This window comes from uncultured Porticoccus sp., assembly GCF_913061305.1.
GTDB lineage: Bacteria > Pseudomonadota > Gammaproteobacteria > Pseudomonadales > Porticoccaceae > Porticoccus.
Genome location: NZ_CAJXST010000003.1, coordinates 99,451 through 115,120 on the forward strand (window position 1 = coordinate 99,451; position 15,670 = coordinate 115,120).

The 15,670-nt window shown below is 51.3% G+C and carries 18 protein-coding genes and 1 tRNA gene; 11 read left to right on the forward strand and 8 right to left on the reverse strand.

The window, feature by feature from the left end; translation table 11 throughout:
• The first annotated feature begins 91 nt into the window (after nucleotides 1-91).
• From htpG to QZ516_RS04250, 4 genes are read left to right on the forward strand one after another with little or no spacing between them, the layout of a single operon-like run.
• Nucleotides 92-1,990, forward strand: a complete 1,899-nt coding sequence (htpG, locus tag QZ516_RS04235) for a molecular chaperone HtpG (protein ID WP_297186664.1) — start codon at nucleotides 92-94, stop codon at nucleotides 1,988-1,990.
• Nucleotides 1,991-2,049: 59 nt separating this feature from the next.
• On the forward strand, nucleotides 2,050-3,087 hold the full coding sequence (locus QZ516_RS04240; protein ID WP_297186666.1) for an NAD(P)H-dependent glycerol-3-phosphate dehydrogenase: 1,038 nt from the start codon (nucleotides 2,050-2,052) through the stop codon (nucleotides 3,085-3,087).
• A complete protein-coding gene (locus tag QZ516_RS04245) occupies nucleotides 3,071-3,505 on the forward strand; it encodes a DUF4389 domain-containing protein (protein ID WP_297186669.1) in 435 nt (144 codons plus the stop codon). The genes QZ516_RS04240 and QZ516_RS04245 overlap by 17 nt, the downstream gene beginning before the upstream one ends.
• 8 nt (nucleotides 3,506-3,513) lie before the next feature.
• Nucleotides 3,514-3,969 (forward strand): histidine phosphatase family protein, encoded by a 456-nt coding sequence (locus QZ516_RS04250; protein WP_297186673.1) that lies wholly within the window; start codon nucleotides 3,514-3,516, stop codon nucleotides 3,967-3,969.
• Nucleotides 3,970-4,027: 58 nt separating this feature from the next.
• Here QZ516_RS04250 and folE read toward each other — a convergent pair whose 3' ends face one another.
• Nucleotides 4,028-4,570 (reverse strand): GTP cyclohydrolase I FolE, encoded by a 543-nt coding sequence (gene folE, locus QZ516_RS04255; protein ID WP_297187295.1) that lies wholly within the window; start codon nucleotides 4,568-4,570, stop codon nucleotides 4,028-4,030.
• Nucleotides 4,571-4,676: 106 nt separating this feature from the next.
• Between folE and prmB the strand changes: the two genes are divergently transcribed.
• The 4 genes from prmB (at nucleotide 4,677) to QZ516_RS04275 (ending at nucleotide 8,313) form a co-directional block, all read left to right on the forward strand.
• The gene (prmB, locus tag QZ516_RS04260; protein WP_297186675.1) at nucleotides 4,677-5,588 is read left to right on the forward strand and encodes a 50S ribosomal protein L3 N(5)-glutamine methyltransferase; all 912 of its coding nucleotides are present in this window, start codon (nucleotides 4,677-4,679) and stop codon (nucleotides 5,586-5,588) included.
• 124 nt (nucleotides 5,589-5,712) lie between these two features.
• Nucleotides 5,713-6,816, forward strand: a complete 1,104-nt coding sequence (aroC, locus tag QZ516_RS04265; RefSeq protein ID WP_297186678.1) for a chorismate synthase — start codon at nucleotides 5,713-5,715, stop codon at nucleotides 6,814-6,816.
• A 15-nt stretch (nucleotides 6,817-6,831) separates the two neighbouring features.
• Nucleotides 6,832-7,980: an MFS transporter gene (locus QZ516_RS04270; RefSeq protein ID WP_297186681.1), complete on the forward strand. Its 1,149-nt coding sequence runs from the start codon at nucleotides 6,832-6,834 to the stop codon at nucleotides 7,978-7,980.
• 51 nt (nucleotides 7,981-8,031) lie between these two features.
• Complete coding sequence (locus QZ516_RS04275; protein ID WP_297186684.1) at nucleotides 8,032-8,313, forward strand: hypothetical protein; 282 nt, start codon at nucleotides 8,032-8,034, stop codon at nucleotides 8,311-8,313.
• A gap of 52 nt (nucleotides 8,314-8,365) precedes the next feature.
• On the opposite strand, the gene QZ516_RS04280 is transcribed toward QZ516_RS04275, so the two are convergent.
• Nucleotides 8,366-8,442: transfer RNA gene (locus tag QZ516_RS04280), tRNA-Pro, on the reverse strand.
• 143 nt (nucleotides 8,443-8,585) lie between these two features.
• On the opposite strand from QZ516_RS04280, the gene QZ516_RS04285 reads away from it, so the two are divergent.
• Nucleotides 8,586-9,293, forward strand: a complete 708-nt coding sequence (locus tag QZ516_RS04285; protein ID WP_297186687.1) for a TetR/AcrR family transcriptional regulator — start codon at nucleotides 8,586-8,588, stop codon at nucleotides 9,291-9,293.
• Nucleotides 9,294-9,377: 84 nt separating this feature from the next.
• Here QZ516_RS04285 and QZ516_RS04290 read toward each other — a convergent pair whose 3' ends face one another.
• Nucleotides 9,378-11,003 (reverse strand): electron transfer flavoprotein-ubiquinone oxidoreductase, encoded by a 1,626-nt coding sequence (locus QZ516_RS04290; protein ID WP_297187298.1) that lies wholly within the window; start codon nucleotides 11,001-11,003, stop codon nucleotides 9,378-9,380.
• A gap of 237 nt (nucleotides 11,004-11,240) precedes the next feature.
• Between QZ516_RS04290 and QZ516_RS04295 the strand changes: the two genes are divergently transcribed.
• Entirely contained in the window at nucleotides 11,241-11,993 is a 753-nt protein-coding gene (locus QZ516_RS04295) for an electron transfer flavoprotein subunit beta/FixA family protein (protein WP_297186689.1), read from the forward strand.
• Entirely contained in the window at nucleotides 11,993-12,922 is a 930-nt protein-coding gene (locus tag QZ516_RS04300; RefSeq protein ID WP_297186692.1) for an FAD-binding protein, read from the forward strand. Before QZ516_RS04295 ends, QZ516_RS04300 begins: the two co-directional genes overlap by 1 nt.
• Nucleotides 12,923-12,966: 44 nt before the next feature.
• Here the strand turns inward: QZ516_RS04300 and QZ516_RS04305 are convergent, their stop codons facing one another.
• The 5 genes from QZ516_RS04305 to xthA all read right to left on the reverse strand — a co-directional run bounded on the left by QZ516_RS04305 (nucleotide 12,967) and on the right by xthA (nucleotide 15,631).
• Nucleotides 12,967-13,440, reverse strand: coding sequence for a DUF3106 domain-containing protein (locus QZ516_RS04305; RefSeq protein ID WP_297186696.1), 474 nt, complete (start codon nucleotides 13,438-13,440; stop codon nucleotides 12,967-12,969).
• Between the two features lie 3 nt (nucleotides 13,441-13,443).
• Complete coding sequence (locus QZ516_RS04310; RefSeq protein WP_297186698.1) at nucleotides 13,444-13,773, reverse strand: hypothetical protein; 330 nt, start codon at nucleotides 13,771-13,773, stop codon at nucleotides 13,444-13,446.
• Nucleotides 13,766-14,371: an RNA polymerase sigma factor gene (locus QZ516_RS04315; protein ID WP_297187301.1), complete on the reverse strand. Its 606-nt coding sequence runs from the start codon at nucleotides 14,369-14,371 to the stop codon at nucleotides 13,766-13,768. The genes QZ516_RS04310 and QZ516_RS04315 overlap by 8 nt, the downstream gene beginning before the upstream one ends.
• Nucleotides 14,372-14,388: 17 nt before the next feature.
• Entirely contained in the window at nucleotides 14,389-14,745 is a 357-nt protein-coding gene (locus tag QZ516_RS04320; RefSeq protein WP_297186702.1) for a hypothetical protein, read from the reverse strand.
• Between the two features lie 73 nt (nucleotides 14,746-14,818).
• Nucleotides 14,819-15,631: an exodeoxyribonuclease III gene (xthA, locus tag QZ516_RS04325; protein WP_297186705.1), complete on the reverse strand. Its 813-nt coding sequence runs from the start codon at nucleotides 15,629-15,631 to the stop codon at nucleotides 14,819-14,821.
• Nucleotides 15,632-15,670: the final 39 nt, after the last annotated feature.

Genomic DNA, 15,670 nt, shown 5'->3' on the forward strand with positions numbered 1-15,670 from the left:
GTGTGCTTGATTTTTCATTTAGTGCCCCCATTTCTGCACCAGCCAAAAAACATTTCGCTTTTAACTTTGTAACAAGGAGACAATGGCAGCCATGACTGTTGAAACCCACGGTTTTCAAACAGAGGCCAAACAGCTTCTGCACCTGATGATTCACTCCCTCTACAGTAATCGGGAAATCTTTCTCAGGGAGTTGATTTCAAATGCTTCAGACGCCGCAGACAAATTGCGATTCGAGGCTCTGTCCGATAATGAACTTTACGATGGCGATAGTGACCTGCAGATCAAAATAGACCTGGATCCCGACGCGGGTATCATCACCCTGCATGATAATGGTGTCGGTATGTCGAAGGAGGAGGTGATTGAGAACCTTGGTACGATTGCCAAATCCGGTACAGCTCAATTTTTAAACACGCTCTCGGGAGATCAGCGCAAAGATGCCCAGTTGATCGGCCAGTTTGGTGTCGGTTTTTATTCTGCGTTTATTGTCGCTGACAAAGTTGTTGTAGAAACGCGTCGCGCAGGTGCTAACCTGAATCAGGCTGTGCGCTGGACCTGTGAAGGGGAAGCTGAATACACCATCGAAGATATAGAAAAGCCGTCCAGAGGCACCTCCATTACCTTGCATTTAAAAGATGATGCACTGGAATTTGCCAGTCAGCTTCGGGTGCACAATATCGTCAAAAAATATTCAGACCACATCGGTATTCCCGTAGCTGTCAGAAAACCGGACCCTGATGCAGATGAAAATGCGGAAGCGCCGGTTTATAAATATGAAGTGATTAATAAAGCGTCTGCCCTGTGGACGTGCCCGCGCAATGAGATAACCGACGAGGAATATAAAGAGTTCTATAAGCACATCACTCATGATTTTGTAGAGCCGCTGGTCTGGTCTCACAACCGGGTCGAGGGCAAGCTGGATTACACAAGTCTGCTCTATGTGCCGGGACATGCACCTTTTGACCTTTATAATCGTGACGTTGCCCGGGGGCTGAAGCTGTATATTCAGCGCACCTTTATCATGGACGATGCCTCACAGTTCCTGCCCTCCTATTTGCGTTTTATTCGGGGCGTCCTGGACTCCAACGATTTGCCGCTGAATGTTTCACGGGAGATTCTGCAGCACAGCCCCGCTGTGGATTCCATCCGTTCCGCACTGGTAAAGCGCGTACTGGACATGCTGGACAAAATGGCCAAAGAGTCCCCCGCCGACTATGACAAAATGTGGAAAGAATTCGGCACCGTTTTGAAAGAGGGGCCAGCAGAAGATTATGCCAATCGTGAGCGGATTGCGGGACTCCTTCGTTTTGCTACTACCAAGACAGAAGATGAGAAGGAAACCGCTTCGTTGGCAGACTATCTGTCCCGCATGAGGGAAGGGCAGGAAAAAATATACTATCTGGTGGCGGATAATATGACTGCGGCCCGCAACAGCGCCTACCTTGAGGTTTTTCGCAAGCAGGATGTGGAAGTGCTCTTGTTGACTGAGCGCCTTGATGAATGGACCATTTCCCATATCCATGAGTTTGAGGGGAAAGTTCTGCAGGATATCGCGAAAGGAGAGCTGGAAGATGCCATTCTGACTGGCGATACGGAGCAAGCGGGTAGTGATGGTGAGACAACACAACCTTCATCAGAGCTCATTGACAAGATTGCCAGTCGCCTGGGCGACAAAGTTGAAACTGTCAGAGAAACTCGTCGATTGACGGACTCACCCGCCTGCCTGGTGTATGCTGAAGATGCATTGAGTCCACAAATGCGAAAATTGATGGAAGCTGCCGGGCAGCCAGTGCCTGCAGATAAACCGACACTGGAGATCAACCTTCATCATCCGCTTATCAATCAGCTGAGCAAAGAGGAAAATACAGAACGATGTGCTGATCTGGTGGCACTGCTTTACGATCAGGCTGTGTTGTCCGCCGGTGATCAACTGGACAACCCCGGCCTCTTTGTTCGCCGGCTCAATCAATTGTTGTTTGAGGGAGCATCATAGCCATGCTCCCTGGCTTCAACCTATAATCCCGAAAACAACGATAATCAGAAGTTGAAAGCATGGTAGCACTACAGAAAATTGCAGTACTGGGTGGCGGTACGTTTGGTACTGCCATTGCCAATATGATCGCTACTAATGGCCACCATGTGATCTTGTGGATGCGGGATGGGGAGAATGTTGAACGCTGCCGTCAAACGCGTGAAAACCACCTCTATCTTCCGGGTTACCAATTACACCAGAACCTCGAGGTGTCGAGCGATCTTCATGAAAGTCTGGACGGGGCGGAGGTCATATTTTTTTCTGTCCCAAGCTCCGCTTTTCGGTGCCTGGCGCAAGATGCCAAGCGGTATATTGCTCCCCGGGCAATGGTTATCAGCACTGCCAAGGGGATTGAGGCCAGCACATTCAAACTGATGAGTGAGATCCTTGAAGAGGAGCTTCCAGAGGTCAGGGTTGGGGTTGTCAGTGGGCCTAACCTGGCCAAGGAAATCGTCAACAAAGCCATCACAGCTACAGTCATTGCCAGTGATGATGAGCGTTTATGCAAGGAAGTTCAGATGTTATTGGGCTCTCCCTATTTTCGCGTTTATGCCAACCGCGATCGATTTGGTGTGGAGTTGGCCGGGGCCTTAAAAAATATCTATGGGATCGCTGCCGGTATGGGCGCAGCCATGAAAATGGGGCAAAACACCACCAGTGTGCTGATTACCCGCAGTCTTGCAGAAATGAGCCGGTTTGCCGCCAAGCTGGGTGCGAACCCGATGACTTTTCTGGGGCTGAGTGGAGTAGGTGATTTATTCGTTACCTGTACCTCCCCGCTGAGCAGGAATTATCAGATAGGCTTTGCCCTGGGTGAGGGGTTGACACTCGATCAAGCAGTTGCAAAAGTGGGGCAGGTTGCGGAGGGTGTCAACACCACCAAAATCATCAAACAGGAGGCTGAAGAGCTGGGTATTTATATGCCTCTGGTCAGTGCCCTCTATGAAACCATGTTCAATAAAAAGCCGGTTAGTGAGGTGCTCAGTAGCCTGATGCTCGCTGAGCAAAGTACCGATGTTGAGTTTACCGCAGGGGAATGTCATGAAAGAGACGTTTAAGGTCAATGTATTAAATGTCGATACCTGGATTCGGCTGCTCTACATGATTCTGTTTGTCATGTTGTTAGTGGTCGCACGTTTTGTTGTGCTGATTATTACCATTCTCCAGTTTTTGGTGGTGTTGGTCAGCGGCGAGGACAACCGTAACCTGAGAACATTAGGGCAGGGGACTGCTCAATGGGTCTATCAGTCGGTACTTTTTCTCACCTACAACTCCGAAGAAAAACCCTATCCCTTTACAGATTGGCCTGAAACACAGGCAAGTTCAGTCGATCACTGGGCTGACGCAGAAGTAGATGAGATACCTGTCGCCGAGTATTCCTCTGCTTCTGATGAGGACGTGCCCTCCTTTGTCAGTCAGAAGTCTGCAGCAGATGCCCCCTCAGCTGATGAGGCTCAAAAGGAAAAGGGCGAGTAGCCAAGCCGGTGCTGATCTACCTATTGCGCCATGGCGACGCACCCTATAGTGGCATGGCGGGTGAACGATCATTGTCGGCTGAAGGCAAAAAAGACCTCCAACGTGTCTTGTCGCAGCATCGGGCAGAACTGTCCGGGCTCGCCCTGGTGCTCTGCAGTCCGGTTCTTCGTGCCCGGCAAACCATGACCGTTTTGGCAGAAACACTGAATTATCAGGGGCCATTGCTGTTTGATGATGTGCTGAGCCCGGAAAGTAGTGTGGCTGCCGTTGAATACCGTGTGAATGCCGTGGCGGAGGAGCCGATACTGTTGCTCGGTCATCAGCCTCTGATTGGCAAAATTCTCGAGTATCTGACAGATCGGACTGGTTTGGGCTGGTCGATGACCACCGGCTCACTGGCTTGTCTTGATGTCACCGCTTTCAGCCGGGGTTGTGCTGATCTCAAGTGGTTAGTCAACCCATAGCCGAACTGAACCTGCAGACTTCATCCCCATGAATTCTTGAGTCGAGTCAGCGGAGAGACTAACAATTGATCAGTGACAGGAACTCATTCCGGGTGGCTTGATTGTCTCTGAACGAGCCGAGCATGGCGGACGTTTTCATTACCGAGTTTTGCTTCTCAACGCCCCGCATCATCATACACATATGCTTGGCTTCAATAATGACTGCAACGCCATTTGCTCCAGTGACCGACTCAATGGTGTTCGCAATCTGGGTAACCAGTGTTTCCTGAATTTGTAGCCGGCGAGCATACATGTCCACAATCCGGGCAACTTTTGACAGGCCCAGCACTTTTCCCTCGGGAATATAGGCGACATGACACTTGCCGATAAAGGGCAGCAAGTGATGTTCACAGAGCGAATAGAGCTCAATGTCCTTGACAATAACCATCTCGCTGGCATCAGAGGGAAACAGGGCCCCGTTGATCACATCGTCGAGATTCTGGTGATAGCCGCGGGTCATAAACTCGAACGCCTTGGCCGCGCGCTTGGGTGTATCCTTCAGCCCTGCCCGGGAGATTTTTTCTCCGGTAGACTCAATTATATGGGTGTAGCAATCGGTAATTTTCACAAAGGTTCTCAGCCAGTAGCGGTAGATCTGGGAGCATAACCCTACGTTGGCAATAGGTAAACCTAAAGCCATTTGTTGATGGTAAAAGTACAATGACAGCATGAAAAATCAAACAATAATGCCCGCCAGGGTTGGCGATTTCATCAACTGGGGTGCAGACCGCTTTGAGGCTGAAGGATTGTGTTTTGGGCACGGCACTGACAATGCCTGGGACGAAGCCCTCAGTCTGGTGCTGTTTGCTCTGTGTCTGCCCTGGGATAGCGATGTAAGCTTGCTGCAACGGTTACTTTCCACTGATGAGCAATCGCGTATCACCAGTCTGTTCGACCAGCGTATTAACGAGCGTATTCCTGCAGCTTATATGATTGGTGAGGCCTGGTTTGCCGGGTTGTCGTTCGCTGTTGATCCGCGAGTATTGGTGCCGCGCTCACCTATTGCCGAGCTGATTGAATCAGGGTTTTCCCCCTGGTTAAAAACCTCGCCGGCGACTGTTCTGGATCTCTGTACCGGCAGTGGCTGTATTGGTATTGCCTGCGCCCATTATTTCCCGAAGGCCCGTGTGGTGCTGAGTGATATCTCAGTTGATGCACTGGACGTGGCTGAGCAAAATATTCAGCGTCATCAGCTCAGCGAACGCGTGACCACCGTAGAGTCGGATCTGTTTGTCGGCCTCTGCGGTCAACGTTTTGAGCTGATCGTTGTGAACCCTCCCTATGTGGATGCAGAGGATATTGCAGCCATGCCCCGTGAGTTTCTGCACGAACCGGCTGTCGGGCTTGCTTCAGGGGTTGATGGTCTGGATTTTACTCGCCGTCTGATTAGTGAGGCACTGGATTATCTCACGGAGGAAGGCTCTCTTATTGTTGAAGTGGGCAATTCATGGCTGGCTCTCGAGGATGCATTCCCGACCATATCATTCCTGTGGATAGATTTTGCGCGCGGTGGCCATGGGGTTTTTTTACTGACCGCACAGCAGCTGCGTGCACATCGCCTGTCGTTGGGCTTAGACTAACCACGACAGGGCAAAGATGATCGTATAAAATTCCTCCCTTATTGCCTTTGTGTCTCTTGTCCACAGGAGAGTAGATGCGGGCATGACTATGAACCCATAACGAACCGATAACCTGGAAAATCCTATGTCTGGCAATACCATTGGCAAGCTGTTTACCGTGACCACCTTCGGTGAAAGCCATGGTGCTGCTCTGGGCTGCATTGTCGATGGCTGCCCCCCCGGACTGTGTTTGACCGAACAGGACATGCAGCGCGACCTGGATCGGCGCAAACCGGGTCAGTCACGCTACACCACCCAGCGACGTGAAGGCGATCAGGTGAAAATCCTGTCGGGCACATTTGAGGGCAGGACAACCGGAACCCCGATCGGATTAATCATTGAGAATACTGACCAACGCTCTAAGGATTATTCCAATATCAAGGATCAGTTTCGGCCGGCGCACGCTGATTACACCTATTTTCAGAAATATGGTATTCGGGATTACCGTGGTGGTGGTCGGTCGTCTGCACGCGAAACCGCCATGCGCGTCGCGGCTGGCGCGATTGCCAAAAAATACCTGAGAGAAGTTGCCGGTATAACGATTCGTGGATACCTCTCACAACTGGGTCCGATCAAAGCCGAGAAGGTTCTCTTTGATGAGATAGAAAATAATCCCTTCTTCTGCCCTGACCCCGACAAAATTCCGGAAATGGAAACCTACATGCAGCAGCTGCTCAAGGAGGGTGATTCTGTTGGTGCAAAGATCACCGTCATTGCCACCGGTGTCCCACCGGGCCTTGGTGAACCGGTATTTGACCGGCTTGATGCGGAGATTGCCCATGGTCTGATGAGTATCAATGCCGTTAAAGGTGTTGAAATCGGTGCCGGATTTGATGCGATTGCCCAGCGAGGTACCGAGCATCGCGATGAAATAACCCCCGAGGGCTTTCTGTCCAACCATGCGGGAGGTGTGCTGGGTGGTATTTCCTCGGGTCAGAATATCGTTGCTCATCTGGCGTTAAAACCGACCAGCAGTTTACGGGTTCCCGGCCGTTCAGTGGATATCGATGGCCATGCGATTGAGGTTGTGACCACTGGAAGACATGATCCCTGCGTGGGTATTCGTGCCACGCCGATTGCTGAGGCTATGCTCGCAATCACTCTGATGGACCACCTGTTGCGTCATCGTGCCCAGAATATCCATGTGAGTAGCGGTCTGCCACCAATCCCTGCCAGCACTGGCAGTTAGACAACTGTTTTCTTTGTGACTCACGAGGCAGTTCCATACTGGCGGTTGTCTGCGTTCTATTTTTGTTTCTTTGGCCTGTTGGGTGCGCTGTTTCCCTATTGGTCCCTATATCTACAGTCGCTTGGCTATACGGCTACCGAGATAGGCTTTTTACTGGCTATTCCGATGGCCACCAAGGTGATTGCGCCAAATATCTGGGCCTGGATTGCCGATTATACCGGTGAGCGGCTGGCCATTATTCGTTTGGGTGCATTGCTGGCCTGCCTGTGCTTTGCCGGCATTTTTATTGACCAGGGTTTCTGGGCCATTACATTGGTGATGGCTGGATACAGTTTTTTCTGGAATGCAGTGTTGCCCCAGCAAGAGGTGGTAACCACCAGTTTTTTACATCAACGACCAGAAAACTACAGTCGTATCCGGGTGTGGGGTTCTGTTGGCTTTATTGTGTTTGTGTTGGGCAGTGGTGCCTGGTTCGACAGATACAGCATCAATACATTGCCCGTCATCGGTCTGCTGTTGCTGGTGGGAATTTTCCTGTCCAGCCTCGCTGTGCCCACGCCTGCCTATCGACAGTTTGAAGTCGTCTCGCAGACATTTGCATCAGTCCTGAAACAACCTGTTGTGGTGGCTTTTTTTGTGGCAGGCATGCTGATGCAGCTGTCCCATGGCATCTATTACAGTTTTTTCAGTATTTACATGGAGTCTCACGATTACAGCAGGAGTGAAATCGGTGTCTTGTGGTCAGTGGGTGTCGTTGCCGAGGTGTTTCTATTTGTTATCATGCACCGTCTCTTACCACGTTTTGGTGTGCGCATAATTATGATCAGTTGCCTGCTGGTCGCCACATTGCGCTGGCTATTGATAGGCTACTTCCCCGAACAACCGGTAATATTGGTGCTTGCTCAGGTTTGTCATGCACTGACCTTTGGTGCCTATCATGCAGCGGGCATCGATTGCATCCGCCGTCTGTTTGAAGCAGGTAATCAGGGTAAGGCCCAGGCCCTGTACAGTGCGTTCTGTCTGGGGTTTGGCGGTGCTGTTGGTTCCGGGGCAGGGGGCCTAATATGGGATTTCAGTCCGCTGATGGCTTTCCAGCTGGGTTCGCTGTCCTGTCTTCTGGCCAGCTTTGTGATTTGGTTCCGCCTGAAGGATACCCGTCTTTGATATTTTCAGAGCTATCATACCTGTGTACGCAGCGACTCTGGAGAGGGGCCAATGAAATCCGTTCTAGTGATTGTAATTCTGGTTGGTGTTTATCTGTTTTATCCCACCTATGATCTGCTGGTCAAGGACAGCCCGTTCGATGAAACCTTTACATTACAGGACAGCCAGTTTCTGACGGCTGATCGGTGCCGGGAGGCGGCAATGGTGATGAAGCTGCGTTACTTTCATTGTGCAGGTAGCAGCAACTGGAGCGATCTATTAAGCACCTATGGCAGTTATCAACCTGAAAAACGTTATAGCGACCCTGAATTATTTAAAGAAGACACGAATTGATTGCTGGACGCCGTGAGCAACAAAAAACCCACGAAAACGTGGGTTTAATAGTTGGTCGGTGTGAGAGGATTCGAACCTCCGACCCCTTCCTCCCGAAGGAAGTGCGCTACCAGGCTGCGCTACACACCGGCGGCGCGCATTATATCATTCTCAATTGAAGAGTCCACGGCTCGCCGCACGCCCTTGCCCGGGTTCACTAGTGTGACCATTGACAGTATTTGAGTTTTCATCGGACAATCATCGTCCGCTGGCAAAACCCCGTAGAGTATCTGATGCCACGATCAATCTCCGATAGCACTGAAAAAATTCGTGCAAAGAAAAAGCGTTTTCTGGAACGCGAGGAAACGATTATTGAGAAGGCACTGTGTCTGCTGATCAGGGACGGTGTTGACAAGGTGACCGTGTCCGCCATTTCCCGTGAAGCCGGTGTCGGTAAAGGGACCATTTACAAACACTTCCTGACCAAGACAGAAATCCTGATGCGTATTGTGCTCGACTATGAGCGACATATTACTGAAAACCTTCGCAGGGGGATCGAGGCTGCCGAAGCGGGTGATCCCGGGGCTGCTGCTCGCTCCTATTTCCAGGCCCGTCTGGCCGACCCATCACTGGATCGCCTGGTGCAATTGCTGGAAGTCCGCCTCCATGATAATCATGAGGTGGCCGATAAAATTGATGAGCTGCATGCCTTGCGGCGCTCCAATGTGGATGCGCTGAATTCGATGCTTGCCAGACTCATAGAGGAGGGGGTGCTGGAAGATGTCCCGCCACATTACCATTACCTGGCCTGCTGGGCTCTGGCCCAGGGTGCCGTCGAGGCGTACTTCAATATCAGTTACGGTGCAGCAGTAGAGGACAAGCAGGACTTTCTTAACTTTATTGGTAATATTGGCATCACGATGGGTAACCGCGGTCAATTGCGTGACGACAAAATTACTGATTCCAGTGCCACCTCGACCGACGTCAAACACCCCGCATAGTACAAACCGAAATGACCACTGGCTGACAGCTGACCAGGTTGATGTAGTTAACTAAGTTTTACTTGTAACTTTTTGATTTTAAAGTTACATATTGGGATAGCTGGGTCCGCCACCACCCTCTGGGGCAACCCATATGATGTTCTGGCTGGGGTCCTTGATATCACAGGTTTTACAGTGCACACAGTTCTGTGCGTTGATCTGAAAACGCTTTCCTCCCTCGGGAGCGTCTACCACTTCATAGACACCCGCCGGGCAGTAGCGCTGCGCAGGTTCATCGTAGAGCGGCAGGTTGTGGCTGATTGGTACATCAGGGTTTTTCAATTTCAAGTGACAGGGCTGCGCCTCTTCGTGATTGGTGTTGGATATAAATACCGAGGACAGTTTGTCGAAGGTGAGCCTGTTATCCGGTTTTGGGTAGTCAATGCTTTTTGACTCCGAAGCGGGTTTGAGCCTGGTATGGTCCGGTCTGGGATCGGTGAGTGTCCAGGGCAGATGGCCATTGAAAATATTGATATCGATAAAAGCATAGGCCGAGCCGATAATATTGCCCCATTTGTGTTGTGCGGGGCCAAAATTGCGGTGCCTGTGCAGTTCCTGATAGGCCCAGCTGGACTGATAGCTACTGTTGAAGGCCGTCAGTTCATCCTGTTGTCTGTTGTTCGCAATGGCTTCCGCCGCGCTTTCCGCAGCGATCATGCCGGTCTTCATCGCGCAATGGATGCCCTTGATTTTCGCAAAATTGAGTGTGCCGGCGTTATCTCCCAACAAAACCCCACCATTGAAAGTCATTTTGGGCAGAGATTGCATACCGCCTTTAACCAGAGCCCGAGCACCGTAGGATACTCTTTCTCCCCCCTCCAGATATTGTCTGATGACCGGGTGTTGTTTATAGCGCTGGAATTCATCAAATGGGCTGAGATGCGGGTTGGAATAGGAGAGGTCGATCGTCAGGCCGACCGCGACGAGGTTGTCTTCCATGTGGTATAGAAAGCCGCCGCCCGAAGAGCCTGTTTCACTCAGAGGCCAGCCTGCACTGTGCACCACAAGACCCTGGTGGTGTTTCTCCGGCGGTATCTGCCAGAGCTCCTTGATGCCGATGCCGTAGTGCTGTGGCTGTAGGCTGTTCTCATCGAGGGAAAACTGCTCAATGAGCTGTTTGCCAAGGTGGCCCCGGCATCCCTCGGCAAAAAAAGTGTATTTGCCACGCAGTTCCATGCCGGGGGTGTAGTCCGCTTTATGGCTGCCATCGGCCGCAACACCCATGTCGCCGGTGACAACGCCGCGAACGTTATTGTTGTCGTCGTAGAGTACTTCGGCTGCAGCGAAACCGGGGAAAATTTCTACGCCAAGCTGTTCGGCCTGTTCAGCCAGCCAGCGACAGACATTGCCAAGACTGACAATGTAATTACCGGTATTGTGCATGGTTTTAGGCACAAACAGGGATGGAACCTTTATTCCCCGGGTTTTGTTGAATACATAGATGTTGTCCTGACGAACTTCTGTGATGAGCGGTGCACCGAGCGTTTTCCAGTCCGGAAACAGTTCATTCAGGGCAGTTGGCTCCATGACGGCACCCGAGAGAATATGGGCGCCGACTTCCGAGCCTTTTTCAAGAACGACAACAGACAGGTCGGGGTTGACCTGCTTCAAGCGACAGGCGGCAGATAAGCCCGCTGGCCCGGCTCCGACAATAACGATGTCGTAATCCATATATTCACGTTCCACAGCATTCTCCATAGGGTTTCAGCCTGTCATGTCCAGTGTGGGAGGGGTGTGAATTTTAGCCTGTATAGACCCATGGTGCCATGCAGATTTAGGACTCGCCAGTCAGTACCATGAGGTCAGTAATTGATTGTCTGAAAACCTCCCTTTGCCTTGATTTGGCTTGATGGTGGCGGCATGATTAGCACCCCTCAATGCTAACCAATGAATTTCAAAGGGTATTCCATGAAAGTACTTGTCGCTATCAAGCGCGTGGTGGACTACAACGTCAAGGTGAGACCCCGAGCCGATGCTACCGACGTTGATCTCAATAATGTCAAAATGTCGATTAATCCTTTCTGCGAAATTGCTGTGGAGGAGGCAGTACGTCTCAAGGAACAGGGCCTTGTCAATGAAATTGTTGTCGTTTCAATAGGGCCTCAACAGGCTCAGGAACAGTTGCGTACGGCGCTGGCACTGGGCGCAGATAGAGCTCTGTTGGTGGTTACAGAAGATGTGCTCGAACCCTTGGCCATCGCCAAGTGTCTGAAAGTGTTGTGTGATCGCGAACAACCGGACCTTGTTCTGATGGGTAAACAGTCCATTGACGGCGATAATAATCAGACCGGGCAAATGCTCGCGGCGCTGACTGGGTACCCTCAGGGCACCTTTGCATCAAAGCTGGAACTGACGGGTGACAATAAGGCGACGGTAACCCGTGAGATTGATGGCGGGTTGCAAACACTGGCGCTTACCTTGCCGGCAATTGTGACTGCCGATCTGCGCTTAAATGAACCGCGCTATGCCTCTCTGCCCAATATTATGAAGGCCAAAAAGAAACCTCTGGATACTTCGACCCCGGATGAGCTGGGTGTTTCCATTTCGCCGCGCGTCAAGCTGCTAAAGGTTGAACTGCCTGCGCAGCGAGCGGCGGGTATTAAAGTGGCCGATGTTGAGGAGTTGATGGACAAACTGAAAAATGAAGCGAAGGTGATCTGATGAGTATTCTGATTATTGCTGAACATGATAACAGTGATCTTAGGCCTTCGACGCTGAACAGTGTCAGCGCGGCGCAGGCGATTGGTGGTGATATTGTCGTATTGGTGGCGGGCTCCGATTGCGCCGGCGTGGCTGACACACTGTCAAAGGTGCCTGGTATCCAAAAAGTACTTCTGGCTGACAATCCGGTCTATAGCCATCACCTGGCCGAGAATATGGCGCCCCTGGTTGCCGAGATTGCTGAAGGTTTCAGTCATGTACTGGCGCCAGCCAGCACGACTGGAAAAAATCTGATGCCGCGAGTGGCTGCTCTGCTCGATATGCAGGCTATTTCAGATATCAGCGAGGTAATAAGCCCGGACACCTTCAAGCGGCCAGTGTACGCGGGCAATGTCATCGCGACAGTGCAGAGCAGCGATGAGGTCAAGGTGCTGACTGTGCGCTCCACGGCATTTGAGGCGGCTGTGGCAGAGGGAGGCAATGCCACCATTGAACAGATTTCCAGTGTACACAACCAGGATGCATGTACCTTTGTAGGCCAGGAGCTGGCCGTTTCCGAGCGCCCGGAATTGACCTCTGCCCGGATCGTGGTCGCGGGTGGTCGTGGCATGGGCAGCAGTGAGGGTTTCTCTATGCTGGAAAAACTGGTCGACAAGCTTGGTGCGGCAATGGGCGCATCCCGTGCAGCAGTAGACGCGGGCTTCGTGCCCAATGATATGCAGGTGGGCCAGACAGGTAAAATTGTTGCACCGGACCTGTATATTGCCGTTGGTATTTCAGGCGCGATTCAGCATCTGGCAGGCATGAAAGACAGCAAGGTCATTGTAGCGATTAACAAAGATCCGGAGGCACCTATTTTCCAGGTGGCAGATTATGGTCTGGTCGGTGATCTGTTTGAGCTGGTTCCCGCCATTGAGGCGCAGCTCTGAGCGATGGATCGCCCCTAAAAAAACCGGTCTTTAGGCCGGTTTTTTTAGTTCCTGTTTTTTTCTGAGAAGTTACCATTCCGATCAATTTTCTTGTGGAATGCCTTCCGTTGTTCGGGTGACATGCTGCGCCATTGTTCTTTTAACACTTCCCGTTTCTCGGGGGGCAGGCTGCGAAATTTTTCACGTGCCTGATGGATGCGTTGGCGTTCTTCCGGCGAAAGTGATTTAAAATACTCACGTCGTTTCTCCAGCTGTTCTCTCTCCGCAGGCGTCATTGATTCATAACGACGTTTCCAGTCTTTTTTGTCGGGTTTAGAGGGATGCCCTTTGTCTTTTTCAGCATAATGACGATGGTTTGTGGCAGCCTCGAAGGGTTTTTTGACCTGACTGAGACGGCTGTTGCCCAGCACAAAGGATTCACCCTGATAGGCCTGTCCCGGCAATGAAAAGACACAAACCAGGGCAAAGGTGAGTACAGGCCGTAAAAAATAACCGCGATAGAATATGCTTTTGTACATGTATCAGCCCTTCAGATTGGACGTGTCGCTGGCCAGCCAGGAATAGAACTCCATATCTTCGTAAAGATCGATTTCTTCACTGAGCAGGAACTCTTCCTGAGGAGAGCTATTTTGCTGCAGGTGTTGTGTGGGTGGCGAGAATACCAGCATCACTGCTACCAGGGACACCGCCGCCATGCTGATAACCGGGATAAAAAATCCTGGCCATCTGCGCTGATTGACTGCACTGAGAGCAGTGGTTCTTGCTGCCACGAGGCGACGGGCTGTTGCAGCGTCAAGCCCGTTTTCAGAGTGACGCAAGGTGTCCTGTAGTTGTTTCTCTAGATCAGTCATACCAATAATCTCCCAGTGTGTCCCGAAGCTTGATTAATGCGCGGGAATAATGGGTTTTAACGCTGCCCTCACTGCACTTCATGGCTGTTGCTGTCTCTTTTGTGCTGAGGCCTTCCCAGCAGCGCAACATAAAAACCTGTTGTTGACGAGGGGGAAGGCGGGTCAACGCCTCTTTCAAAACGCTTATCTGGCGCTCGCGCTCATGCCGTGTATGTGGCGTCGTACTGTCAGGCCCTGCAACAGCTTCGATAGGGTCTTCTTCGGTCTCGTCGCCCTGTTTGTCCCGAAAGCGTGAAAGCCATCCTTTAAACTGCCGCTGAAATTTTCTTTTACGGTGCAAGTCATTGATTTTACTTTGTAATATTCGGTAAAACAGCGGGCGCCATTCGCCACATGGCTTATGTGCATAGCTGACCACCAGCTGGGTCATGGCCTCCTGCACAATATCCAGCGCATCCTCCCTGTCCGCAACGGAGGTTACTGCGATGGCGTAGGCCCTGCGCTCAACCGACGACAAAAAGTTTTCCATAGATTGCTGCGTCAGAGTCCTGTTCCTTTTGTCGTTACCTGTCCGATTATCCAATAAGGTCAGCAGCATGGACAACTGGCGCGCTGTCAACGACGGTGATGCAATATTTCATTTAACAGCACGGCCCCACCAATGATGTAGATGTAATCATCCGAGGCACTTCTCCGGTAGTGATCATGTTTTTTGTGCCTGCCGGAATGACCATAGTGTTTTCGGTACTTGTAGTGCCTGTTGTCGTGTGAATGAAACCTGCGATCGCGGTATTGGTCATGCCTTTGGTCATATCGATAATCGTCCCGATAGTTTATGCGATCGTTGTGCCGGTATTCATGCCGATATTCAGCACGAAAATTCGGTTTGTGGCCTCGATCCCCGGCCAAGGCCGGCGCCATGCCGAATATGATTGATGTGGCCAGCAGGCTGATAATGGGGAATTTGTGCATGCCGGGTACTCCATTTTTCCAGTAATGCTCATTAGAACGTACCGGTGAGGCATCGGTTGACAAAACCTTTTGATCAGGGCTTGAGGGACAACCAGATTGGGCAGTGGTCGGAGGGTTTTTCCATGGCTCTGATCTGGTAATCAATACCGGCGTCAGAGGTAATAGGCAAGAGGTTTTCCGAGGCGAGAATAAGGTCAATTCGGAGGCCGCGTTTCGGTGTCGCTTCAAATCCCCGGCTGCGGTAGTCGAACCAACTGAATCGGTTGGGTTCATCCGGATGAAAATAATCAAAACTGTCTTTCAGTGGCAGGCTCTGGAGGCTGGATAGCCATGTCCGCTCTTCGGGAAGAAAACAGCATTTACCACTGCGCAGCCAGCGTTTGCGGTTTTCGTCGCCAATACCAATATCCCGGTCGAGAGGGGCTATGTTCATATCGCCCATCACAATGACGTGGTCGCCATTGGTGTGAACGCTCGATAAATGGTGTGTTAGATCTTTGTAGAACTGTTCTTTACAGGGAAATTTCTGTGGGTGGCTTCGGTTTTCGCCCTGGGGGAAATACCCGTTATAGACATGGACTTTACGGTTGTTAATAGCGAATGTCCCGTACACCAGTCTTTTCTGACGGTCTTCCGGGTCGCCAGGCAGTCCTTTCATTTGCTGAGCGACGGGTATCCGGTAGAGCAGGGCGACACCATAGTGGCCTTTCTGACCGTGATAAATCGCATCGTAGCCCATTCCCTGTATCTGATCGATGGGAAACAGCGCATCTTCAACCTTGGTTTCCTGGAGGCCGATAACATCCGGAGCATATTTGTCGATAACGGCTTTCAGCTGGTGAAGGCGGGCGCGCAACCCGTTTACGTTAAAAGAAACGATATACATGTCTTGTTCCAGCGGTTACAGCAGGTGTCCTGATTCTGT